This window comes from Metapseudomonas boanensis (assembly GCF_042232855.1).
Lineage (GTDB): Bacteria > Pseudomonadota > Gammaproteobacteria > Pseudomonadales > Pseudomonadaceae > Metapseudomonas > Metapseudomonas boanensis.
Genome location: NZ_CP113889.1, coordinates 2,894,563 through 2,915,953, shown reverse-complemented (window position 1 = coordinate 2,915,953; position 21,391 = coordinate 2,894,563). Strand labels below are relative to the sequence as shown.

Here is a 21,391-nt window from a genome sequence, read left to right as displayed (position 1 = left end):
GTTGGGCTGCGTTGCGCTCAGCACCAACCTGCGGCCCCGGCCTCCAGACCGAGCGATAAGGAACGACCATGAACATGAAACCCTGGATGAACGCCGGCCTCGGCCTGTCCCTGCTCTCGGCGAGCATTGCCTTCGCCGCCCAGAACGATGACAAGAATTTCGGCCTGGACGTGAAGATCACCGCACAGTCCGAAGACGACCGTGACCTCGGCACCCGTGACGGTGGCGACGTCAACGGCCTGGGTCTCGATGTGCGCCCCTGGGCCTATGGCGAGCGTGGCGAGTGGAGTGCCTTCGCGATGGGCCAGGCAGTGACGGCCACCGACATCGTCGAGACCGACACGCTCGAATCCAGTGATATCGAAAGCGACTCCAGCCAGCGCAACGACGGTCGCGAGCCGGACAAGAACTACCTCGCCATGCGCGAGTTCTGGGTCGATTACGGCGGCCTCACTGCCTATCCGGGCGAGCACCTGCGTTTCGGCCGCCAGCGCGTACGCAGCGAGGAAGGCACCTGGTGGGACACCAACATCGAAGCCCTGCGCTGGAGCTTCGACACCACCCTGCTCAAGGCCCATGTCGGCGTTGCCGAGCGCTTCAGCGAGTACCGCACCGACATCGACGAACTGGCCCCGGAAGATGAAGACCGCCGCCACCTGTTCGGCGACATATCCACGCAATGGCAACCCGGTCACTGGGTCGGTCTGAAGGCCCACCACAGCCGTGACGAAGGCGACCTGCCGAATGTCGGCGAAGAAGTGGACGAGCTGTCCAAGCGCACCACCGGGGACCTCACCTGGCTGGGCATCAACGCCGACGGTGGCTTCTTCGACCGCCGCTCCACCCTGCCGCTGAACTACTGGGCCGAGGCCACCTGGCTCACCGGCGATGCGGACGAGCTGGAGCAGACCGCAGTCGGCGACCAGACCATCGCCAGCGGCTCGCGCAGTGTCGACGTCAACGCCTGGGCCCTGGACCTGGGTCTGCGCTGGAACATCGACGACCAGTGGAAAGTCGGCGGCGCCTATGCCCGAGGCAGCGGCGGTGGTGATGACGATAGCTCCGAGCAGTTCCGCCAGACCGGCCTCGAGAGCAACCGCTCTGCCTTCACTGGCACCGAAGCGCGCATGCACCGTTTCGGCGAGGCCTTCCGGGGCGAGCTGAGCAACCTGCAAGTAGCCAGCGCATTCACCTCCTGGCAGATGGGCGAGGACTACGACGCCAGCCTGGTCTACCACCGCTTCTGGCGCGTGGACGACAACCAGGACGTGGGCCAGAGCGGCATCATCGCGCCGCTCGAGGATGGCGAGAAGGACATCGGCCAGGAAGTTGACCTGGTGGTCACCAAGTACTTCAAGCAGGGCCTGCTGCCAGCTTCCATGACTGAGCACCTGGACGAGCGCTCGGCCCTGGTGCGCCTGCGTGGCGGAGTGTTCAAGCCGGGCGACGCCTACGGTGCCGGCACCGACTCGCTGATGCACCGCGCCTTCGTCGACGTCATCTGGCGCTTCTGATGCAGCCATCGTGCAAGGGAGTAACAGCCATGAAACGAGGCATGGGAACCACGCTGCTGATGGGCGGCGTCGTACTAGGCGCCCTGCAGATGGCCGCGCCCTGGGTCCAGGGAGCGGAGCCCACGCAGGCGCTCAAGGAGATCAAGAACTACACGGTCTCCACCGCACCGGTGGAACAACTGCACCTTGACCCACCCAAGCTACCGGACCTCTCCGGATACACCGCACAAGCGGTGGAGGCCAAGATCGACCGCAGCCGCAAAGGCCGTGTCGTGGTGCGGCGCATGCTGCAACAGGACGCGCTGAAGGACTTTATCGGCGGTAACGAGCGCCTGCGCGAGTGGGTCAAGCGCCAGCAGGGTATGCCTAACGCGATCTTCATCGAAGGTGGTCACGCCACTCCGGCGGATATCGCCAAGGCCCTGCCGGACAGCCAGTTCAGCGAAACGGAGAAAGGCGTCTACCTGGCGCGCCTGCCGCTGGTGGTAGCCCACGACGCAAGCCTTGAAATCGACAAGGCAACCCGCGATTTCCGCCTGTCCCAAGAGCGGGGCTCGTTCCTGGTCAACGACGGCAAGCTGTTCGTCACCGGCAGCAAGCTCACCGCCTGGCGCGAGCAGGACAAGAGCCCGGCCTGGTTCCGCAAGCCGGAAGAGTTCCGACCGTTCCTCGTGTCCTGGGGTGGCAGCGAGCTGTACATAGTCGCAAGCACGGTCACCAGCCTCGGCTACGACAACTCCAAGTCCTATGGCGTGTCCATCACTCAGTATACCCCCGGCCAAGCCGCGCGCCTCAAACGTGCGGCGCCCACCGGTTGGCTGATCAATTCGGAATTCGTCGACCACTGGTACGGCTTCTACTGCTTCGAGGCCGAGAATGTCGTCATCAAGGGCAACACCTACCGCGACAACATCGTCTACGGCATCGACCCGCACGACCGATCGCGCGGGCTGATCATCGCCGAGAACACCGTATTTGGTACGAAGAAGAAGCACGGCATCATCATCTCCCGTGAGGTGGATGACAGCTGGATCGTCAACAACAAGACCTTCGACAACAAGCTCTCCGGCATCGTCATCGACCGTAACAGCGTGAACAACCTGGTGGCCTGGAACGAGGTCTACCAGAACCACGCCGACGGCATCACCCTCTACGAGAGCTCGAACAACCTGTTGTGGGGCAACAAGGTCCTCAACAACGCGCGCCACGGTATCCGCGTGCGCAACAGCGTGAACATCCGCCTGTACGAGAACCTCTCCGCGGCCAACGGCCTGACCGGTGTGCTCGGCCACATCAAGGACCTCTCCAACACCGACCGCGACATCAAGCTTGACCCCTTCGACGCCAAAGTCTCGCTGATCCTGGTCGGCGGCAAGCTGGCCGGCAACGGCTCCAGCCCCCTGTCCATCGATTCGCCGCTCTCGGTCGAGTTGTACCGCGTGGAACTGCTCGCGCCGAGCAAATCCACCGGCATCAGCTTTGCCGGCGTTCTCGGCGAGAAGCAGGAAGAAATCCTTGACCTGATGGTGCGCCGCAAGCAGGCGGTGCTGATCGATCCCGTCGAAACCCAGGCCGAACTCCAGGATTGAGGCAAAAGACCATGCACAGACTTTCAAATAAATGGTTCACCCCTTCCGCCCTGGCCGCCGCCCTGCTGGCCAGCGCCCACGGCGCGCAAGCAGCCCCGCAATACAGCGTGCAACGCACCGGCCCGCTCTGCGCCGTGGCCCAGAACCCGGCCTCGTACAACACCAAGTACCTGAGCTTCTTCACCACCCTGGTGCAGGGCCAGGGCGACTGGCTGTTCCGTACCCAGTACGACCTGCGCACCGACTTCGGCACCACGCCCTTTGGCTACAGCCAGCTGAAGCGCCTGCGCGATGCGCTGAAGGCGAAAGGCGTCGAACTGATGGTGGTCTACCAGCCGACCCGTGGCCTGGTGAACCGTGAAAAGCTCACCCCGCAGGAAAAGGCTGCCTTCGACTTCGACCTGGCGAAGAAGAACTACCTTGCTGCCGTGGCCAACTTCAGAAAGGCTGGCATCTGGGTCACCGACCTCTCGCCGCTGTTCGATGAACGTGGAGTGGAGACCGACTATTACTTCAAGGCCGACCACCACTGGACCCCGGCCGGTGCCGATCGCACCGCCAAGCTGGTGGCCGAGACCCTGAAGCAGATTCCCGGCTTCGACGATATCCCGAAGAAGAACTATCAGAGCAAGGTGACCGGCCTCTTGCCCAAGGCCGGCACCCTGCACAAGACCGCCACCCAGCTCTGCGGCAGCGGCTACGCCACCCAGTATGTCGACCAGTACGAGACGGAAGCCGCCGGCGATGGCGGCGACAGTCTGTTCGGTGACGAATCCAACCCGCAGGTGACCCTGGTGGGCACCAGCAACAGCGGCCCGGCCTACAACTTCGCCGGTTTCCTGCAGCAGCACAGCGGCGCCGAAGTTCTCAACATGGCCGTCAGCGGCGGCGGCTTCGAAAGCGCCCTGATGCAGTACATGAGCAGCAAGGAATTCCACGAGAACCCGCCCAAGGTGCTGATCTGGGAGTTCGCCACCCACTACGACCTGGCCGAGGCGAGCTTCTATCGCCAGGCCGTACCGATGGTGAACAACGGCTGTGAAGGCCGCCCGGTGGTGCTGAAAAACCAGGTCAAGCTCAAGCCCGGCGTCAACGAGGTGCTGGTCAATGGCAAGCAGCAGCCTCTGCGTGACCTGCGCGGCAGCGATTACCAGGTCGACCTGCGCTTCAGCGACCCATCGGTGCACGAGGCCAAGACCACTATCTGGTACCTCAACGGCCGCCGCGAAAACTTCAAGCTCGAGCAGAGCGACCGCATCGACACCGGCGGGCGCTACGCCTTCGAACTGCGCAACGAGCAGGACTGGGCCGATCTGAATCTGCTCTCCCTGGAAATCCACAGCCCCGAACAGATGCCGCAGGACCTCAGCGTCGATGTCAGCGTCTGCAAGCGCGCCAGCGCCGGCGGCATCAACCTCACGGCCCACACCGATTGAGGAAGGAGGAATCCATGAAAAAGCTCTGGCTCTTGTTGGGCAGCGCTGTACTCAGCACCCAGGCATTCGCTGCCGCGCTGGTACCGCCGCCCGGCTACTTCGCTGCAGTGGATATCGACGACAAGGCACCACGCGGCTGCACAGCGCCACCTGCGCCCTACACCGCTAGTCTGCAGTTCCGCAGCAAGTACGAAGGCTCCGACAAGGCCCGCGCCACGCTCAATCCGGCAGCGGAAAAGGCCTTCCGCAAAAAGACCGCGGACATCAGTGAGATGGAGCGCGGGGTCAGCAAGATGGTCATGCAGTACATGCGTGAAGGCCAGCGCCCGCAGCTCGAATGCACCCTGCAATGGCTGGGCAGTTGGGCACAGGCCAACGCCCTGCTGAGCACCGACTACAACCACACCGGCATGTCCATGCGCAAATGGGCCCTGGGCAGTCTGTCCTCCGCCTTTCTGCGCCTGAAGTTCTCCAAGTCACAGCCGCTGGCGCCCTACCGTTCGCAGACCCAGGTGATCGAGTCGTGGTTCTCCAAACTCGCCGACCAGGTGGTGAAGGACTGGAGCGGCCGGCCGCTGGACAAGGTCAACAACCACGCCTATTGGGCGGCCTGGTCGGTCATGTCCACGGCCGTGGCCACCAACCGTCACGACCTCTTCGACTGGTCCGTGAAGCAGTTCCGCGTGGCGGCCAACCAGGTCGACAAGGACGGCTTCCTACCCAACGAACTCAAGCGCCGCCAGCGCGCCCTCGCCTACCACAACTACAGCCTGCCACCGCTGGCGATGGTCGCCAGCTTCGCCCAGGCCAACGGCGTGGACCTGCGCAATGAAAACAACGGCGCCCTGCGCCGCCTCGGCGAGAAGGTGATCGAAGGCGTCGAGGACCAAAAGTCTTTCGACAAGAAAACCGGCAAGGGCCAGGACATGACCGAGCTGAAGAAGCACAGCAAGTTCGCCTGGCTGGAGCCCTGGTGCGAGCTATACCCGTGCTCGGCCGAAACCCGCGAATGGAAGGATGAGATGGGGCCGTACAAGACCTTCCGCCTCGGCGGGGATGTGACCCAGGTGTTCCATCCGAAGAAGGGAGGTGGGAGCTAGCGCGAATGGCCCCTCTCCCTCCGGGAGAGGGTTGGGGTGAGGGAAGTTCAGCTCCGCGCGGAGCCAGGCATCCCTCATCCGAACCCGGCCCGCCCCGGCCCCTCGCCACAAGGAGAGGGGAGAAAAAACACCCCGCCCCCGCGCTGACGCGGCGGCGGCCCTGTAACCGACACACAACGGAGAGACTCGGATGGTCTTTTCTTCAAACGTGTTCCTGTTCCTGTTCCTGCCGATCTTCCTCGGCATGTACTACCTGGTCGGGACGCGCTATCGAAACCTGCTGTTGCTGGTTGCCAGCTACATCTTCTACGCGTGGTGGCGCATCGATTTCCTTGCGTTGTTCGCTGCGGTCACGGTGTTCAATTACTGGATCGGCCTGCGCATAGGCGCTGCTGGCGTGCGCACGAAAACCGCGCAGAAATGGCTGCTCCTCGGCGTTGTGGTCGACCTCTGCGTGCTGGGCTATTTCAAGTACGCCAACTTCGGCGTCGACAGCCTTAACGCCATGATCACCTCGTTCGGCATGGAGCCCTTCGTGCTCACCCACATCCTGTTGCCGATCGGGATTTCCTTCTACGTCTTCGAGTCCATCAGCTACATCATCGACGTCTACCGGGGCGACACGCCGGCGACCCACAACCTGATCGACTTCGCCGCCTTCGTGGCGATCTTCCCGCACCTGATCGCCGGCCCGGTGCTGCGCTTCCGCGACCTGGTGGATCAGTTCAACCACCGCACCCACACCGTCGACAAGTTCGCCGAAGGCTGCACGCGCTTCATGCAAGGCTTCATCAAGAAGGTCTTCATCGCCGACAGCATCGCGCCCATCGCCGACCACTGCTTCGCGCTCTCCGACCCCACCACGGGTGACGCCTGGCTTGGCGCGCTGGCCTACACCGCGCAGCTGTATTTCGACTTCTCCGGTTACAGCGACATGGCCATCGGCCTCGGCCTGATGATGGGGTTCCGCTTCATGGAAAACTTCAACCAGCCCTACATCAGCCAGTCCATCACCGAATTCTGGCGGCGCTGGCACATCAGCTTGTCCACCTGGCTGCGCGACTACCTGTACATCAGCCTGGGCGGCAACCGTGGCACCACCTTCCAGACCTACCGCAACCTGTTCCTCACCATGTTGCTGGGCGGCCTGTGGCACGGGGCCAACTTCACTTACATCATCTGGGGCGCCTGGCACGGAGCCTGGCTGGCCATCGAGCGTGCCCTGGGCGTGAACGCCGCGCCGACGGTGATCAAGCCGCTGAAATGGGCCTTCACCTTCCTGCTGGTGGTGATCGGCTGGGTGATCTTCCGCGCCGAGAACCTCGACGTCGCCTGGCGCATGTACGCCGCCATGTTCAGCTTCGGTGACTGGCAGCTGTCCGAACTCAACCGCGCCCAGCTGACCAGCCTGCAGATCGCCACCCTGATCCTGGCCTACGCCGTACTCGCCTGGTTCGGCATTCGTCAGTTCCATGCCCAACCGCTGTCCGGCGCGCCCAAGGCCAAGGCCAGCCAGGACGACGCAGACATCCAGGTCAGCGGCAATGGTGCCGTCGCCCTGCAGGGCGCCTGGACCGGCCAGCTGCGCGCCGTCGCCCTGCACGCGGCCATCCTGCTGCTGTTCGCCGCCTCGGTGCTGAAGCTCTCGGCACAGAGCTTCTCGCCCTTCCTCTACTTCCAGTTCTGAGGGGAGACGACCATGAACCGAACCCTGAACCTGTTCTACATCCTGCTCTTCGCCGGCCTGCTGCTGACCCTCAGCCTGCTTTCGATGCGCGGTGTGTTCGGCTTTTCCGCAGCCCAGGACACCGCCGTGCTCAATGGCAAGCTGGCCCAGGCCTTCGAGAAACACTACGACGCCGAATTCCCGGTCAAGCAACCGGGCACCAATCTCTGGGCGCTGCTGGACTTCAAACTGTTCGGCGAAGGCCGTCAGGGCGTGCTGATCGGAGAGAACGGCTGGCTCTATTCGGACGAAGAGTTCGACCCGGTAGCGGACGGCGCTCGCCACCTGCGCGACAACCTGGCGCTGATCCAGGGCGTACGTGACGAACTGGCGCGGCACAACGTGGAACTGGTCCTGGCGATCGTCCCGGCCAAGTCGCGGCTCTACCCGGAGCACGTCGGCGATTCCACCCCGACCGCCCTGCGCGAGGACCTCTATCCGCGCTTCCTCGGTGCTGCACATAAAGCGGGGATCATCGCCCCCGACCTGTTCGCCAGCCTGGAACAGGCCAAGGACCAGGGCCAGCTCTTCCTGCGCACCGACACCCACTGGACCCCGCTGGGCGCTGAAGTGGTCGCGGGCCGTCTGGGCCAGGCGGTGACCAAAGCCATGACCCTGCGCGGCGCCCCGCAGCATTACATCACCCAGAACGAAGGCAGCGAGACCTATAAGGGCGACCTGACCCGCTTCCTGCCCCTGGCCCCGTTGTTCGAGGAGTTGATGCCAGAGCCCGACCACCTGCAGAAACGCGCCACCCGCGCCGCGGACGAAAGTGCATCGGCCGACGACGCCCTGTTCGCCGAAACCGAAGTGCCCGTGGCCCTGGTCGGCACCAGCTACAGCGCCAACGACCGCTGGAATTTCGCCGGTGCCCTGCGCCAGGCCCTGCAGCGCGACCTGGTCAACCACGCCGAAGACGGCCACGGACCGATCCTGCCGATGCTCAAGTACCTCAAGAGTGACGAGCTGAAGAACGCCCCACCGCAGCTGGTGATCTGGGAGTTCCCTGAGCGCTACCTGCCAATGACCAGCGACCTCAGCGACTTCGATCCTGAATGGGTTGCCAGCCTGCGCAAGGGCGGCACCACCGACGAACGCCTGGCCGCACGGACAGGCAACTGAAGAGTCCCCCTCGTAGAGGGGAAACACGGGGCCCGAACCGGCCCCATTGAACGAGAAGATGGAGGTATACCCCATGAACCGACAGAACAACCGCAGCTGGACGTCATATGCCTGCGCCCTGGTCCTGGGCCTTGGCGCCTTGCAAGCCAATGCTGACGAAGGCGGTCTGTATGGCCCGCAGGCCCCCAAGGGTTCCGCTTTCGTCCGCGCGTACAACGCCACCAGCGGTGAACTCAGCGTGAACGTCGGCAATACCGCGCTGACCGATGTCCCGCCGTTGGGCTCCAGCGATTTCAAGTTCCTCCCAGCGGGGAACTACAGCGCCAAGGTCGGCAGCAGCAACCTCTCGGTGAAGCTGGAAGCCGACCACTACTACACCCTGGTCAATCAGCCGGGCAAGGGCCCGCAACTGGTAGAGGAGCCGCCCTTCAAGAACAAGCAGAAGGCCCTGCTGCGGGTGCAGAACCTGACCGACGCCAAGCTCACCCTGAAAACCGCCGACGGCAAGACCCCAGTAGTGCCCGACGTCGCCCCGCAGGGCCGCGGCGAACGTGAAATCAACCCGGTGAAGGTCGGTCTCGCCCTGTTCGACGGCGACCGCAAGGTCAGCGACCTCAAGCCGATCTCGCTGCAGCGTGGCGAGGTGGTGTGCCTCTACATCACCGGCAGCGGCAGCAAGCTTTCGCCGGTTTGGGTGAAACGTCCGGTCGAGTCCTGAACAACAGCCTGCGCGGATAACGTCCGCGCCACAGCTACCCGCCCCGCAGAGGGCGGGAAGAAAAATGAAAAGTGATCGATGGAAGCAGCGCCCACAACCCATGACAGTTCTAGGAGAAACACCATGATTCCTGTGATCCTCTCTGGCGGTAGCGGCTCTCGCCTCTGGCCTCTTTCGCGTAAACAGTATCCTAAGCAGTTCCTCGCCCTTGCCGGCGACCAGACCCTGTTCCAGCAGACCCTGCAACGCCTCTCCTTCGAGGGCATGCAGCCGGCCGTGCTGGTGGCCAACCAGGATCACCGTTTCATCGTCCAGGAACAGCTCGACGGTATCGGCCTGGAAGCCCAATCCATGCTGCTCGAACCCTTTGGCCGCAACACCGCACCGGCCGTCGCCATCGCTGCCATGCAGCTGGTCGCCGAAGGCCGTGATGAGCTGATGCTAGTGCTGCCGGCCGACCACGTGCTGAAAGACCAGCGCGCCTTCCAGCAGGCCCTGGCATTGGCCACTATCGCAGCGGAACGGGGCGAAATGGTGCTCTTCGGCGTCCCGGCCGAGCGTCCGGAAACCGGCTATGGCTATATCCGTGGCCAGGTTGACGGCAACCTGCCAGACGGCATCAGCCGCGTCGCCCAGTTCGTCGAGAAGCCGGACGAGGCCCGCGCACGCCAGTACGTGGAGTCTGGCGACTACTTCTGGAACAGCGGCATGTTCCTGTTCCGCGCCAGCCGCTACCTGGAAGAACTCAAGCACCACGATGTGGATATCTACGACACCTGTCTGCTGGCCCTGGAGCGCAGCAAGCGTGACGGCATCGCGGTAAGTATCGACCCGGCCACCTTCGCCTGCTGCCCGGACAACTCCATCGACTACGCCGTGATGGAGAAAACCGCCCGCGCCTGCGTGGTACCGCTCTCCGCCGGCTGGAACGATGTCGGCAGCTGGAGTTCGATCTGGGAAGTGCACGACAAGGACAAGAACGGCAACGTCACCAAGGGCGACGTCGTGGTGCAGGACAGCCACAACTGCCTGGTCCACGGCAACGGCAAGCTGGTGTCGGTGATCGGCCTGGAAGACATCGTGGTCGTGGAAACCAAGGACGCCATGATGATCGCCCACAAGGACCGCGTGCAGGACGTGAAGAAGCTGGTCAACAAGCTCGATGCCGACGGCCGTAGCGAAACCCAGAACCACTGCGCGGTATATCGCCCCTGGGGTTCCTACGACTCAGTGGACATGGGCGGTCGTTTCCAGGTGAAACACATCACCGTCAAACCAGGCGCGCAGCTGTCGCTGCAGATGCACCACCACCGTGCCGAGCATTGGATCGTGGTGTCCGGCACCGCGCAGGTCACTTGCGACGACAAGACCTTCCTGCTCACCGAGAACCAGTCGACTTACATCCCCATCGCCTCCGTGCACCGCTTGGCCAACCCCGGGAAGATCCCGCTGGAGATCATCGAAGTGCAATCAGGCAGCTACCTGGGCGAGGACGACATCGAGCGGCTCGATGACGTCTACGGCCGCGCCCCGCAAATCGCCACGGTGCACAGCATCGCTCGCTGACGCTGGCTCCTCCGGTGAACCTCGCTCTGCGCTAGCATGGAAGGCCTCAAGGAGGCCTTCCATGCTCATCGGCGCCATTCTCGTCCTCACCTGGCTGATCCTGCTGATCCGCTACCCGACCAAGGCCCTGCCGCTATCACTGGCGGCAGTCTGTGGAGTCGCCCTGATCGCGGGCTGGGTGCTGTGGCAGGAGAAAGGCGAAGAACGTCGGTTCTCCCACCTGGAAATCAGCCTCACCTACAGCCCCGCCGAATGCCCTGCCGACCGCCCGCTGGCGATCCAGGTCCGCAATGGCAGCTCCGCCACCCTGCGTGACTTCGCCTGGCAGGTGCAGGCCTTCCGCCCCGACGACACCATCAATCTGGTGCAGCCCAGCTACGACCATCCGCGCTACCTAGGCCCCACCGAGTTGCAGGCCGGTGCCCAGTGGCGCAACTGCATCCCGCTGCCACCCATTCGCCAAGGTTATCGACCGCAATCACTGGAGTTTCGCGCCGCCAATCTGCGTGGCAAATTCGTCGATTGAGTAAACAGCGGTCGCTGTACGAACTAGCCCCCACCCTCTCCAGGAGAACGTTGGGGTGAGGGAAGTTGAACTCTGCGTGGAGCCAGGCATCCCTCTCCCCCGGACCCTCTCCCAGGGGGAGAGGGGAGAAAAAAGCAAGAACTACCTCCCTCTCTTCAGGGAGAGGACAAACCGGACGCCCATCCAGCAAAGGACTCAACATGCCCAATCCCGTCGCCCTGATCACCGGCTGCTCCAGCGGTATCGGCCGCGCCCTTGCCGACGCTTTCAAGGCCGCCGGTTACAACGTCTGGGCCAGCGCCCGCAAGCCTGGTGACCTTGCCGAACTGGCGGCTGCCGGCTTCACCGCCGTAGCCCTGGACATCAACGATGAAGCCGCGGTGGCCGAGCTCGCCCAGCGCCTGGAAACGGAAACCGGACGGCTCGACGTGCTGATCAACAACGCCGGCTACGGTGCCATGGGGCCGCTGCTGGACGGCGGCCCCGCGGCACTGCGCCGGCAGTTCGAGACCAACGTGTTCGCCCTAGTGGGCGTGACCCGCGCCTGCTTCCCCCTGCTGCGCCGCAGCCGCGGCCTGGTGGTGAACATCGGCAGTGTCTCTGGTGTGCTGGTCACACCCTTCGCCGGTGCCTACTGCGCATCCAAGGCCGCAGTGCATGCGCTAAGCGATGCCCTGCGCCTGGAACTGGCGCCCTTCGGCATCGAGCTTATGGAAGTACAGCCCGGTGCCATCGCTTCCAGCTTCGGCACCAATGCCATCCGCGAGGCCGAAGCGCTGATCGCCGAGGGTTCGCCCTGGTGGCCCCTGCGCGAAGGCATCCGCGCCCGCGCTCGTGCCTCCCAGGACCACCCGACTCCAGCGGCCGACTTCGCCCACGCGCTGCTCGCCGCCGTCCAACGCACACCGCGCCCGACGCTGGTACGCATCGGCAACGGCAGCCGCGCCCTGCCCCTGATCGCACGCTGGGTGCCACGTGGGTTGTTGGATCGGGTGTTGAAGAAGCGGTTTGGCTTGGGGGTGTCGTTGTAGGCATCACGTCCCTCTCCCCCGCCCCCTCTCCCTGAAGAGGAGATGGCCGGGGGAGAGGGCAAGCGAATTCAACCACTCCGCTCCACCAGCCCCTCACTTATCCACAATTTCAACCACTCTGCCGCCTGGGCCGGATCACCCAACGCCTCGCACAACTCGGCAAAGCTCCTTCCCTGCTCCACCATCCCCAGCAGCGCCTGTGCTTCTTCTTTCGCGAGGCTGCGGTACTGCCCCACCAGCTCCCGCCGCCACACCAGACACAGCTCTGGCCGCAACAGGGCCTGGCTAGCGGGAAATTCAGCCTCGTGCTTCGCCGCCCGCCATAGCGCCAGGCTGTTGAACTGGCATGACACGCGCTGCACGCTGGGCAGCAGCGCCAGGCGCAGCTCCGGCCAATCTTCGGCTGGCAACTGCGCCATCTGCATCAAGGTCAGCGGCTCCCCGTCCGGCGCATCGAACGCCAGGGTAAAAGCCCACTCCAGTCGCGCCAGCTCAGACAGCGGCGCGGCTTGCTCCGCTACCAGCCAGGTTTCGATGAAGTCGGCAAGGCCGGCCCCCAGCCAACGCAAGCTGAAATGGCTGGAAGGGTGGGCAGGCAGGTAGGCGCGCGCCAATGCGTCGAACTCGTCATCGCCGAGCCAGTGGTGAATGGCCGGGTAATCCTCACGCAGCGCTTCGATCAGCCGCGCGCGATAGGCGTGATGGTAGATCTGCAGACCCTCGACCGCGCTGAGCGCAGGGCCTCCGTGCAGGCCTGCGAGCAGGTCGGCGTCCAGCGTCCCACCTTCATTCAACAGGTAGGCCTCGAAGCGCTGCTGGTATTCCTTCAGGCGCATGCGGCCTCCCGAGCGAAAGTCGCGTCAGCCAGCACACGCGCTTTCTGCAACTCACTCAGCAGTTCATCCAGCGGCGGCAGATGGTCATCGCGCTCGAGCAGCGTCGATACCGGCCCCAAGAACGCCAGGGTGCGCTGGTAGAGTGCCCACACCGGGTCGCACACAGGTTGATCGTGCGTATCGATGAGGTAATGGCCGTAGTCACTGTGACCGGCCAGGTGCAGCTGGCGGATCGCGCCTGCCGGCAAGGCACTGATGAACTCCCAGGGCTCGAAACCCTGGTTACGCGCACTCACATAGACGTTATTCACATCCAGCAGCAGCTCACAGTCGGTGCGCTCGGCCAACGCAGCAAGGAACTGCCACTCACTCATTTCGCTGTCGGTACAACGCAGGTAGCTGGAGACGTTCTCCAGCACCAGCGGGCGGCCGATCACGTCCTGCACCTGATTTACCCGCTCAGACACATGCGCCAGGCTCTCTTCGGTGAAGGGCAGCGGCAACAGGTCATGCAGCTGATGGGCGCTGCCCCGACTCCAGCACAGGTGATCGGAGATCCAACGCGGCCGAACCCTCCCCGCCAGTAATTTGAGGCGCCGCAGGTAGTCGCGGTCCAGATCATGCGGGCCACCGATGGACAACGAGACGCCGTGCATCACCAGCGGGTAGCGCTCGGCAATGGCGTCCAGGTAATAGAGCGGCTTTCCGCCCTCGACCATGTAGTTCTCCGAGATGATCTCGAACCAGTCCACCGGCGGTGCGTGGTCAAGGATGTCTTGGTAGTACTGGGTTCTCAGCCCCAGGCCAAAGCCCAGGTTTGTGCGGTCCGTGTGCATGGCTAGCCCCTGTCGGTGGGACGTGGGGCAGCCCGAAGGCTGCCCCGCTCCGGGTCATGGCCCAACCTTGCCGCCCGCGTTGTTGCACTCGGCCAGGGTGGTGCTCTTGAAGCCCTGCCCCTTGCAGGCGCCCTGCCCTTTGCAGGCGTTGTTGGCGGTCTTGCAGTCGTTCTGGCCCTTGCACGCGTTGATGCCATAGCAGTGCACCATGGCCTCTTCGGCGAAAACCTGGGTCGGCAGGCTGGCGAACAGGCCGGCGGCGGCCAGGGCGAGAGCGGCACCGGTCATGGTGGCGGAGGTCTTGATGGTCATTTTTATGCGTCCTCTAACAGTAGGTTGGGCCGCTCCAGATCGACTTCATGGTGCGGACATAGAGGTAGAGATCGCAGGCTCCCCTGCGTTACAGCACAGACGGATTTTTTGTAGCCGGATGGAATCCGGGAAAATGCCCAACCGCCTCTCCCGGATTGGATCCGGGCTACAGTCTCCACACATCCACTGCGAGTAACGAGTATGTCGCTCCCCCTCCGCTATGCCCTTGGCGGCGTCGCCCTGGCCATCGTCCTCAACCTGCTGTTGCGCACCTTCGTCAAGGTCGGAGGGATCTTCGCCACACTGATCGTCGCTACCACTGTCTCGGCAGCCATGGCGCTGTGGTTCCGCCTGGCGCAGCATCGCGCGCCCAGCGCAAGCGAGCGCTGGCGCATCGTGCTGTATTTCGCCGGAATTCTGGGAGTGCTGTACCTCGGCCTGTTGGGGATGATGACCGTCCAGGACACGCCCAGCCCCATGGGCGTGGTGTTGTTCGGCCTGCATTACCTCTGCTACCCAGTGCTGGTTGCGGTGATGCTGTCCGACCGGTTGTTCGGCAAGGTCCGTTAGACGCTGCCCTCACGCTCCACCACCAGGATGCGCGCCGCACCGCGGGGACGGGCAACGTGTTCACAGCCGACAGCAGCGTAGAACAGGTCACCAACGCCCAGCAGCACCTGACGCTCCTCGCCGCCGTCGCGGTAGTGCATCTGCACCTCGCCATCCAGTACCACGAACACCTCCTGGCCATCGTTCACGTGCCAGACGTAGGGCTGGTCGGTCCAGTGCAGGCGCACCGTGGTGCCGTCCAGGTTGGCGATATCCAGCGCGCCCCAGGCCCGCTCGGCGGTGAAAGCGCGGCCGCGTACCACTCGGCTACTCATGCCCTGGCCTCCCCGGCTGCAGGTGCCACTGCAAGTTTTGGCTTGCGGAACACCAGCAGGTTGCCCGCCATCACCAGTAGCAGACCGAACAGGGCTGGGGCAGTCCATTCATAACCTTCGACGAACGCCGAAATGTTCAGCGCCACCACCGGGAACAGCACCGTACAGTAGGCCGCGCGCTCCGGCCCCATGCGCCCCACCAAGGTCAGGTAGGCGGTGAAGCCGATCACCGAGCCGGGAATGGCCAGGTACAGCAGCGAACCGACATAACGGGTGTTCCACTCCATCGCGAATGGCGTACCGCTCACCAGGCACCAGGCGCAGAGCAGCAAGGTGCCGTAGAGCATGCCCCAGGCATTAGTGGTGAGCGGCTTGAGGCCAACTTTCTGTTGCAGGCTGGAGAGGATGTTGCCGGCAGAAAAGCACAACGTGCCGAGCAGGGCCAGGCCGAGGCCCATCAAGGTTTCGCGGCTGGCGGTGTGGCCGGACAACTCTGGCCAGAACAACAGTGCCAGGCCTGCGAGCCCGAGGCCGCCGCCGGCCAGCACGTTTGGCGCGATGCGCTGGCCGAAGAAGATCCGAGCGTTCAGAGCATTCCACAAAGTTGCTGTCGAAAACACCACGGCGATCAGGCCGCTGGGGATCCATTGGCTCGCGGTGTAGAAGCACAGGAAGTTGACGCAGAACAGACATAGGCCCTGGGCCAGGCAGATCATCTGCGCGCGGCCGTCAAGCTTCTGCAGGCGGCGGCTAAGCAGGAGGATGGCAAACAGCACGACGGCCGCCAAGCCAAAGCGATAGGCGATGGAAACCGGAATGGCGACCTCGCCCATCTGCAGCTTGATGGCGATCCAGGTGGTGCCCCAGATCACGACGGTGAGCAGGTAAAGCGACAGGTTCATGAGAACAACTCCCGGTGGCAGTGAGGGAAGTCTCCACCTCGCAGGCTCTGCCCGCTTGCACAAACTTGCGCTTATCTCGTCGGTTCGCTGCCCAGGCGCGGGCACACGCGTTAGGATTGCCAACATCGCAACCAGCTCGATTCCAGGCCATGTCGCCGCTCGAACAGAACCAGGTATTCCAGTCCCTCAGCAGCTCCCCGAACGCGCGCCTGGAGCATTGCGCGGAGCTGGGCGACGGGCTGGGCGCGGCACTCTGGAGCAATCACCACGATGCCCGCGATTACCAGGGGCCGGCGCACCACACGCTGTCCTGCTACCTGTCCGGCGGCACCGGCACCTTCCGCCGCGAGCGGCCCGACACCAAGGGCGCGCCAGACAAACTGTGCGTCCTGCCGGCTGGCCATGAATCATCCTGGGTGATCAATGGCGAGATTCGCCTCGCCCATCTCTACTTCAGCGCCGAACATTTCGCCCAGGCGGCGATCACCCTGCTCGACCGCGAACCGCGCGAGCTGCAGCTGCGCGAGCGGACCTTCCTCGACGACCCGCAGCAAGCACACAACTTCCGTCAACTCATCGGTCTGGACTGGGACGAACCCGGCGAGCGCCTGCTGGCCAGCAGCCTCGCGCACGAAATGATCCATCACAGCCTGCTGACCCAGGCCGGCCTGCGCGAAGGGTTGAGGCTCAAGGGCGGGCTGGCGCCGGCCCTGCGAAAACGCCTGGTGGAGTACATCGAGCACCGGGTGGCGGAACCCATCAGCCTAGGCGAACTGGCGACCTTCGCCGCGCTCTCGGAGTATCACTTCGCGCGCATGTTTCGCGAAAGCTTCGGCATGCCGCCGCACCAATACCTGCTCGCCAGGCGCCTGGCGCGGGCGCGCAAGCTGCTGCAGGACACCGCCCTGCCCCTGGGCGAGATCGCCATGGCCTGCGGCTTCGCCAGCGCCAGCCACTTCAGCAACCGGTTCCGGGCAGCCATGGGCGGCACGCCGGGGGCGTTCCGAGCGGTGTTTCGGTAATCGATCATTGGGGCCGCATGGCTGCCCGTTGGCGTTCTCCTGCGGCTCTGAGGCTCAGCGACAACTTGTAGGTTGCGCAGGGCGGCGCTTCGCTGAGTGAAGCGAAGCCCAACAGTCCCCAAACCGTTGGGCCTCGCCAGGCTCGGACCTGTGCGGCCCGCACCAAACTACGGTGATACGCAGGCGGGTAGTGCCGTGCACTGGCCCTTGCTGCTGGCAGAGCTGTCCAGGGGTGCAGCCAGGCGCTGGTCATCGGGGGCCAGCTTGCGGGCGCAGGCGCGAGCCTGGGAGGCCTGGGAGGCACAGCCCTTTTCGCTCAGCACCTCGGACAGATTGAACCAGCCCAAGGCAAAGTCCGGCTTGCGTCGCAGGCTTTCGCGCAGGGCCAGCTCGGCGCCATTACGATCCCCTTCGGCGTAGCGTGCATTGGCCAGGGCGAACAGCGGCAGAGGCTCCTCCGGCCAGTGTTTGGCGGCCGTCCGATAGGCCTTCTCGGCTACCGGGCGTTGGGCGGTTTCCTCCAGGTCACTGGCGGATTTGAGCCAGGGCTCCAGCTGCGCCTCGGCAGGCAACTGGTCCGCCGGCACGGTCACTACTGCCCAACGCTCGGCACGCTCCCAGGTGCGGTCGAAGCTGCGCAGGTCGGTCACCCAGCGACGCTCGGTACCGGAACGCAACACCAGCTCATCCTTGCTGCGATCGAAACCCACCACTACTGCAAAGTGCCAGCGCGGCAACAGGTCGAGGCCGAGGTTCTGCATAACCAACACCGGATTGCCAGCCGCAACTTGAGTCAGCAAGGCATCCAGGTTCGGTTCCAGCGGATAGACCAGCATGCCGTGCTGGCGCGCGGCAGCCACCAGTTCCAGCTTCAGGCTGCCCTCGCGCTCTGGCAGGTAGACGCGCGGCACCAGCGCCTCAGGCGAGGTCTTGACCCCGCGCTGTACCAGCACCGTGGCCAGCGCCGCCGGCCCGCACTGGTAAATCTCCTGAGGGTAGAACGGTACCTGGTCCAACTCCACTCGCTGAGGCAGCCGGTCGCTCTGCGGGGGCAGCATGGGCTGCCCCGCACAACCGGCAAGCACGAGGGCCAGCGCGGCGAGACATGGCCGCAACAGGCTTAGTTGATGCATTTGATGAAGCTGAAAATGTCTGTCGCGCAGAGCATGTCGGTAATGATGAAGATCACCAGGAACAGCACGATGATGCCGACCCAACCACCCGCTGGCTCCTGCTCGAGGCGCTGATTGAACTGCGCCAGTTCGGCCGGCGTCAGGCTGGCGATACGGGCTTCGACCTGTTCACGAGGTACGCCGAGGGATTCGAGCTTCTGTTGCACCTGCTGGTCGTCGAGCATGGCGCGGAGCTGCTCGCGGTCTACCGGTTGGTATTGGGACTGCTGCTGGATAGCCTGGGGAGTGCCGATCATGGCGGCATGGGCAATGGGGGCCTGGGCGAGAAAGGCAATCTGGCCGGCCATCAGAACAGCAGCAAGACTACGATTGCAGGAACGCGAAAGCATAGGAATTCTCCTTGGATTTGTTACGCATTGACCACAACCGCCCCCGACAGTTCCTTACTGCCTGAAGCCAAGTTGTTGATTCGTTCACAGTTTTAAAAATTGTCTGACGCAACTACGCGATTCGTCCGCCGGAAAATCAGCCGATCAGTCAGCTGCAGCCTTGCCAATGTTCCTACGGAACCAATCGTCGAGCATGGCCTTTTCATAACGCAACCGGTCGCTGCTGAAATAACGGTTGCCATGCTGGAGGTAGGCTTGGTCGATCACCATCGCCTCGCGACTGACTAGCACATTGCCATCCTGCTCAAAACTGTAGTGCATTTTTATCCGGGGCCAGGTGATTTCCCGCATGAAGCGGACATTCTGGAACTCCACGCGCCAAGGCTCGTAGCGGCCGGCAAGGTCGATATCGAGGATATCCACCTTGAAGGCCTGCCCGGCCTGCAGGTAACGCTCGCCCAGCTTCTGGATATGGGCTTTCAGCTCTTTCAGCACGACGTCATCCGCACCACGGCCATGGTCGCGCCCAAGATAGGCGTCGCTGAAGCTTTCAGGATGGGTGAAACGAACTTCGGTGGTGGCAGCGAGCGCTGCGGGGGTGAGGATCAGCACGGCGAGGACGATGAGGGGAAGCGTTGGACGCATGGCACACCTCCTGACGGCAACACCAGATTGACTGCCTCGCTCAGTGTACGCCTGCCTCCGAGGGTGGGACGGGTAGCCGGTGGGCGGCGGCTTCGGGCGTACCCGTGACTTTCCGGGTCGCGCTGCAACCCTTGGCGTATGAAGTCCCCCCTACCGCTTCAGTCGCTGCGTTACTGGGGCGAATTCATTGGCTCTGCCTGCGCCAGCTGTGGCTAGAAATCAACGGCCGGACTGAGGCCTTGTAGGAGCGCGGGGACGCCGAGTTCTTGCTCGCGAACCCGACCTTTTCGCGAGCAAGCTTGCTCCTACAAGAGATGCATCCAGTTGCAACACTTGACAGGGACAGAGCCAATTAATTTGCCAAGCCGGCCAAAGGCCTGCCATTACGCTCATGCCAATGCCAACACCATGCCGCTCGCCGGCAGCAGCGCCATCAAAGGCAAGACCCAGCGCGCCTTCCAGGCCAGCAGGGCCGAACACGCGGCGAAGGCATAGGAGATCGCCGCGATGTAGACGGCGAAGCAGGACAGGTTGGCAAACACCACGCAGTCACTATGCATCAGCGGCAGGTAGACCGGCAGGAACGCTGTGACCACATCAGCAACCGCATAACCTCGAGTACAGCCGCCAGTACACGCGCTGCCACATCCCAGCAAATGGGGTCCTGGCCTTGCTCACGGCGAACCTTTCATGGGTTGTTAACTCCGTTGTTGCCCGCTGGACGCTCTTCCCCCCGCAAGACAGGGCTTGTGCAGATAGAGCCGGACGAGTCGGCAAAAACCGCAGTTTTTTCTTGAATGCCCATCGGCAGCCGTGTCCAGCCCAACTCCGAATATTGGTTTCGCCGCTTCCCTGGATGCTCCGCAGGATGGCTAATGCGGCGCTCAGGAGAGGGTTATCCGAGCGCGACCGCAATTTTGCAATAAATTCTCGTTTGAAAAATGGGTGCAGTTGAAATTCCATAGCACTTACTGCGAACGGATGCCCCTGCAAGGCGATGCGACCCATTGCGGCTCCCCAACGACACTTGGTCGGCGACGGGGTGCGCCGCTGGTCATTGCGGTTCGAACTTTGCAGAAGTCATGGCAGTCCATCGATTCATTGCCCGATCAATCAGGTGACATGCCATGTACAACCCATTCCAGATCCTGACCGACGCCTTCCAGGCCGAATACCGGGTCAATCTCAGCCTGGAACGGCAAGGAGGCAACATCATGCTGACCCTCACCAACGAGCGCGGCGTAGTGGCGCGGCGCATGATCAGCCCGGCCCAGCGCAACGATCCGGTTCGCCTGCAACGGGTGATCGAGAGCATACGCCTGGGCATCGCCATCGAGCGCGGGCACGAGGTGGGCTCACTGCTGTGCGCCATGACCGGTGGCCGGGTCACTCCGGTTCGGCCTGGCCGGGTCTGTGCTGTGCAGAACGCGGGGATGTGAATGGAGGTGGCGGCTCAGGCCTCCTCCTCCGCCACCTCATCGCGACGCAGGTGGCGCCGATGGGGACCATCGCTCTGCACCGAAGGGAAGCGCGATGAGGCGAAACGCACCACAAGGATCGCCAGCGCCAGCAACAGGATCGCGCCGGACACATAGACCACCCCAAGGTCTGGACGGTGGTGATGGGAAACGTCGGAGATCAACAGACGGGTCAGCGCGGTGATGGCTACGTAGATCAGGAAGCGCACCGGCATGTGGTTGGTCTTGAAGTAGATGCCAACCATGGCGCCCAGTTCTAGGTAGATGAACAGCAGGAGGATGTCATCGACCGTGATGTGCCCCTTCTCCACCATTCCAAGGAACGCGACCACGGCGGCCCACGCGGTAATGCCACCAATGGCGAACAGCGCCAGGTAGTGGAAGCTCTCCACCAACAGGTTACCTAGCGATTCGGCCAGGCCATGCACGTTCTCGCGCAGGGTGTCAGCCCAGTTGATCTTCACGATACAGCTCCTTGATACGACAGGCCCAAGAGTGGCGGGCGAAAGTGACAGGGGGATTATGCAGGATGGAGGCCAGTGCCTCGTTATGAAGGCTGGGCCCACTGCCACGCCACTGGACAGGTTGTCGCACCCTTGACGAAGGGAAAGCTCCTGAGAAAAAAC

The 21,391-nt window shown here is 63.5% G+C and carries 23 protein-coding genes; 13 read left to right on the top strand and 10 right to left on the bottom strand.

Annotated features, from left to right (window positions below; genetic code table 11):
* Positions 1–68 precede the first annotated feature (68 nt).
* From OXH74_RS13460 to OXH74_RS13415, 10 genes are all read left to right on the top strand, one after another.
* Positions 69–1,514: an alginate export family protein gene (locus tag OXH74_RS13460; RefSeq protein WP_375737467.1), complete on the top strand. Its 1,446-nt coding sequence runs from the start codon at positions 69–71 to the stop codon at positions 1,512–1,514.
* Positions 1,515–1,543: 29 nt separating this feature from the next.
* Positions 1,544–3,103: a mannuronan 5-epimerase AlgG gene (gene algG, locus OXH74_RS13455; RefSeq protein ID WP_375737466.1), complete on the top strand. Its 1,560-nt coding sequence runs from the start codon at positions 1,544–1,546 to the stop codon at positions 3,101–3,103.
* Positions 3,104–3,114: 11 nt separating this feature from the next.
* Complete coding sequence (locus OXH74_RS13450) at positions 3,115–4,539, top strand: alginate O-acetyltransferase (RefSeq protein ID WP_375737465.1); 1,425 nt, start codon at positions 3,115–3,117, stop codon at positions 4,537–4,539.
* Positions 4,540–4,553: 14 nt separating this feature from the next.
* The gene (locus OXH74_RS13445) at positions 4,554–5,639 is read left to right on the top strand and encodes a mannuronate-specific alginate lyase (RefSeq protein WP_375737464.1); all 1,086 of its coding nucleotides are present in this window, start codon (positions 4,554–4,556) and stop codon (positions 5,637–5,639) included.
* A 190-nt stretch (positions 5,640–5,829) separates the two neighbouring features.
* Positions 5,830–7,326, top strand: coding sequence for an MBOAT family O-acyltransferase (locus tag OXH74_RS13440; protein WP_375737463.1), 1,497 nt, complete (start codon positions 5,830–5,832; stop codon positions 7,324–7,326).
* A 12-nt stretch (positions 7,327–7,338) separates the two neighbouring features.
* The gene (locus tag OXH74_RS13435; protein ID WP_375737462.1) at positions 7,339–8,487 is read left to right on the top strand and encodes an alginate O-acetyltransferase; all 1,149 of its coding nucleotides are present in this window, start codon (positions 7,339–7,341) and stop codon (positions 8,485–8,487) included.
* Positions 8,488–8,545: 58 nt separating this feature from the next.
* On the top strand, positions 8,546–9,205 hold the full coding sequence (locus OXH74_RS13430) for an alginate O-acetyltransferase AlgF (RefSeq protein ID WP_375737461.1): 660 nt from the start codon (positions 8,546–8,548) through the stop codon (positions 9,203–9,205).
* Positions 9,206–9,328: 123 nt separating this feature from the next.
* On the top strand, positions 9,329–10,771 hold the full coding sequence (locus OXH74_RS13425; protein WP_375737460.1) for a mannose-1-phosphate guanylyltransferase/mannose-6-phosphate isomerase: 1,443 nt from the start codon (positions 9,329–9,331) through the stop codon (positions 10,769–10,771).
* A gap of 61 nt (positions 10,772–10,832) precedes the next feature.
* Entirely contained in the window at positions 10,833–11,297 is a 465-nt protein-coding gene (locus OXH74_RS13420; protein WP_375737459.1) for a multidrug transporter, read from the top strand.
* 200 nt (positions 11,298–11,497) lie between these two features.
* Positions 11,498–12,328: an SDR family oxidoreductase gene (locus tag OXH74_RS13415; protein ID WP_375737458.1), complete on the top strand. Its 831-nt coding sequence runs from the start codon at positions 11,498–11,500 to the stop codon at positions 12,326–12,328.
* A gap of 68 nt (positions 12,329–12,396) precedes the next feature.
* On the opposite strand, the gene OXH74_RS13410 is transcribed toward OXH74_RS13415, so the two are convergent.
* The 3 genes from OXH74_RS13410 to OXH74_RS13400 are packed head-to-tail and all read right to left on the bottom strand — an operon-like array spanning position 12,397 to position 14,312.
* Positions 12,397–13,164, bottom strand: coding sequence for a DUF2063 domain-containing protein (locus OXH74_RS13410; RefSeq protein ID WP_375737457.1), 768 nt, complete (start codon positions 13,162–13,164; stop codon positions 12,397–12,399).
* Complete coding sequence (locus OXH74_RS13405) at positions 13,155–14,000, bottom strand: DUF692 domain-containing protein (protein WP_375737456.1); 846 nt, start codon at positions 13,998–14,000, stop codon at positions 13,155–13,157. The genes OXH74_RS13410 and OXH74_RS13405 overlap by 10 nt, the downstream gene beginning before the upstream one ends.
* A 54-nt stretch (positions 14,001–14,054) precedes the next feature.
* Positions 14,055–14,312, bottom strand: a complete 258-nt coding sequence (locus OXH74_RS13400) for a hypothetical protein (protein WP_375737455.1) — start codon at positions 14,310–14,312, stop codon at positions 14,055–14,057.
* 201 nt (positions 14,313–14,513) lie between these two features.
* On the opposite strand from OXH74_RS13400, the gene OXH74_RS13395 reads away from it, so the two are divergent.
* The gene (locus OXH74_RS13395) at positions 14,514–14,882 is read left to right on the top strand and encodes a hypothetical protein (RefSeq protein WP_375737454.1); all 369 of its coding nucleotides are present in this window, start codon (positions 14,514–14,516) and stop codon (positions 14,880–14,882) included.
* Here OXH74_RS13395 and OXH74_RS13390 read toward each other — a convergent pair.
* Together OXH74_RS13390 and OXH74_RS13385 are read right to left on the bottom strand one after the other, a co-directional pair.
* A complete protein-coding gene (locus OXH74_RS13390) occupies positions 14,879–15,196 on the bottom strand; it encodes a cupin domain-containing protein (RefSeq protein WP_375737453.1) in 318 nt (105 codons plus the stop codon). The genes OXH74_RS13395 and OXH74_RS13390 overlap by 4 nt on opposite strands.
* Entirely contained in the window at positions 15,193–16,098 is a 906-nt protein-coding gene (locus OXH74_RS13385) for a DMT family transporter (RefSeq protein WP_375737452.1), read from the bottom strand. Before OXH74_RS13385 ends, OXH74_RS13390 begins: the two co-directional genes overlap by 4 nt.
* Positions 16,099–16,247: 149 nt before the next feature.
* Here OXH74_RS13385 and OXH74_RS13380 point away from each other — a divergent pair, with 149 nt between their 5' ends.
* Positions 16,248–17,120 (top strand): helix-turn-helix domain-containing protein, encoded by an 873-nt coding sequence (locus OXH74_RS13380; RefSeq protein ID WP_375737451.1) that lies wholly within the window; start codon positions 16,248–16,250, stop codon positions 17,118–17,120.
* A 167-nt stretch (positions 17,121–17,287) separates the two neighbouring features.
* Here OXH74_RS13380 and OXH74_RS13375 read toward each other — a convergent pair whose 3' ends face one another.
* The 4 genes from OXH74_RS13375 to OXH74_RS13360 all read right to left on the bottom strand — a co-directional run bounded on the left by OXH74_RS13375 (position 17,288) and on the right by OXH74_RS13360 (position 19,883).
* On the bottom strand, positions 17,288–18,253 hold the full coding sequence (locus tag OXH74_RS13375; RefSeq protein ID WP_375737450.1) for a PA2778 family cysteine peptidase: 966 nt from the start codon (positions 18,251–18,253) through the stop codon (positions 17,288–17,290).
* Entirely contained in the window at positions 18,241–18,642 is a 402-nt protein-coding gene (locus tag OXH74_RS13370) for a PA2779 family protein (protein WP_375737449.1), read from the bottom strand. The genes OXH74_RS13375 and OXH74_RS13370 overlap by 13 nt, the downstream gene beginning before the upstream one ends.
* A 144-nt stretch (positions 18,643–18,786) precedes the next feature.
* Positions 18,787–19,287, bottom strand: coding sequence for a DUF3016 domain-containing protein (locus OXH74_RS13365; RefSeq protein WP_375737448.1), 501 nt, complete (start codon positions 19,285–19,287; stop codon positions 18,787–18,789).
* A 389-nt stretch (positions 19,288–19,676) separates the two neighbouring features.
* The gene (locus tag OXH74_RS13360; protein ID WP_375737447.1) at positions 19,677–19,883 is read right to left on the bottom strand and encodes a hypothetical protein; all 207 of its coding nucleotides are present in this window, start codon (positions 19,881–19,883) and stop codon (positions 19,677–19,679) included.
* Between the two features lie 531 nt (positions 19,884–20,414).
* Here OXH74_RS13360 and OXH74_RS13355 point away from each other — a divergent pair.
* Positions 20,415–20,726, top strand: a complete 312-nt coding sequence (locus OXH74_RS13355; protein ID WP_375737446.1) for a DUF3509 domain-containing protein — start codon at positions 20,415–20,417, stop codon at positions 20,724–20,726.
* A gap of 14 nt (positions 20,727–20,740) precedes the next feature.
* Here OXH74_RS13355 and OXH74_RS13350 read toward each other — a convergent pair whose 3' ends face one another.
* Positions 20,741–21,229, bottom strand: a complete 489-nt coding sequence (locus OXH74_RS13350; protein WP_375737445.1) for a phosphate-starvation-inducible protein PsiE — start codon at positions 21,227–21,229, stop codon at positions 20,741–20,743.
* Positions 21,230–21,391 lie beyond the last annotated feature (162 nt).

Coding starts and splice junctions, on each gene's coding strand:
- OXH74_RS13375 (WP_375737450.1), bottom strand. CDS start 18,253: ATGCATCAACTAAGCCTGTTGCGGCCATGTCTCGCCGCGCTGGCCCTC.
- OXH74_RS13370 (WP_375737449.1), bottom strand. CDS start 18,642: ATGCTTTCGCGTTCCTGCAATCGTAGTCTTGCTGCTGTTCTGATGGCC.
- OXH74_RS13415 (WP_375737458.1), top strand. CDS start 11,498: ATGCCCAATCCCGTCGCCCTGATCACCGGCTGCTCCAGCGGTATCGGC.
- algG (WP_375737466.1), top strand. CDS start 1,544: ATGAAACGAGGCATGGGAACCACGCTGCTGATGGGCGGCGTCGTACTA.
- OXH74_RS13435 (WP_375737462.1), top strand. CDS start 7,339: ATGAACCGAACCCTGAACCTGTTCTACATCCTGCTCTTCGCCGGCCTG.
- OXH74_RS13460 (WP_375737467.1), top strand. CDS start 69: ATGAACATGAAACCCTGGATGAACGCCGGCCTCGGCCTGTCCCTGCTC.
- OXH74_RS13405 (WP_375737456.1), bottom strand. CDS start 14,000: ATGCACACGGACCGCACAAACCTGGGCTTTGGCCTGGGGCTGAGAACC.
- OXH74_RS13440 (WP_375737463.1), top strand. CDS start 5,830: ATGGTCTTTTCTTCAAACGTGTTCCTGTTCCTGTTCCTGCCGATCTTC.
- OXH74_RS13380 (WP_375737451.1), top strand. CDS start 16,248: ATGTCGCCGCTCGAACAGAACCAGGTATTCCAGTCCCTCAGCAGCTCC.
- OXH74_RS13450 (WP_375737465.1), top strand. CDS start 3,115: ATGCACAGACTTTCAAATAAATGGTTCACCCCTTCCGCCCTGGCCGCC.
- OXH74_RS13410 (WP_375737457.1), bottom strand. CDS start 13,164: ATGCGCCTGAAGGAATACCAGCAGCGCTTCGAGGCCTACCTGTTGAAT.
- OXH74_RS13400 (WP_375737455.1), bottom strand. CDS start 14,312: ATGACCATCAAGACCTCCGCCACCATGACCGGTGCCGCTCTCGCCCTG.
- OXH74_RS13365 (WP_375737448.1), bottom strand. CDS start 19,287: ATGCGTCCAACGCTTCCCCTCATCGTCCTCGCCGTGCTGATCCTCACC.
- OXH74_RS13355 (WP_375737446.1), top strand. CDS start 20,415: ATGTACAACCCATTCCAGATCCTGACCGACGCCTTCCAGGCCGAATAC.
- OXH74_RS13425 (WP_375737460.1), top strand. CDS start 9,329: ATGATTCCTGTGATCCTCTCTGGCGGTAGCGGCTCTCGCCTCTGGCCT.
- OXH74_RS13445 (WP_375737464.1), top strand. CDS start 4,554: ATGAAAAAGCTCTGGCTCTTGTTGGGCAGCGCTGTACTCAGCACCCAG.
- OXH74_RS13390 (WP_375737453.1), bottom strand. CDS start 15,196: ATGAGTAGCCGAGTGGTACGCGGCCGCGCTTTCACCGCCGAGCGGGCC.
- OXH74_RS13430 (WP_375737461.1), top strand. CDS start 8,546: ATGGAGGTATACCCCATGAACCGACAGAACAACCGCAGCTGGACGTCA.
- OXH74_RS13385 (WP_375737452.1), bottom strand. CDS start 16,098: ATGAACCTGTCGCTTTACCTGCTCACCGTCGTGATCTGGGGCACCACC.
- OXH74_RS13395 (WP_375737454.1), top strand. CDS start 14,514: ATGTCGCTCCCCCTCCGCTATGCCCTTGGCGGCGTCGCCCTGGCCATC.
- OXH74_RS13420 (WP_375737459.1), top strand. CDS start 10,833: ATGCTCATCGGCGCCATTCTCGTCCTCACCTGGCTGATCCTGCTGATC.